This window comes from Runella sp. R0.1_18 (assembly GCF_057652155.1).
In genome coordinates this window covers 1-236 of record NZ_JBYFCK010000152.1, presented here as the reverse complement: position 1 = coordinate 236, position 236 = coordinate 1, and the positions used below count along the sequence as shown (strand labels likewise).

The following is a 236-nucleotide window of genomic DNA, read 5'->3' as shown; positions in this document are numbered from 1 at the left end:
ACGACCAATTTGGGAAAATTCCTCAGTCGTACCAAATCCAGCAAAAGACGGTTCAAGCGGAATTGAACAACGTAGAATTGGATTTGGAAGTAATGCGTCGCCAGAACAACGAAGTATCCAAGGCTGCTTTGAAAGGACTCGAAAAGCGCAAAGCAAATCTGACGGTTGAGATGGCTCGTATCAACCACCAACTCAAAGAAAAAAGAGACGATGTTCCTGATTTTCAGCAAATGGGC

1 protein-coding gene is annotated in these 236 nt (G+C 44.1%); it reads left to right on the top strand.

Going from position 1 to position 236, the window contains the following annotated elements; all coding sequences use genetic code 11:
- Window positions 1-236 (top strand): hypothetical protein (locus tag AC23P2_RS31440; protein ID WP_487776843.1); only part of this gene is annotated, 236 nt, incomplete at both ends.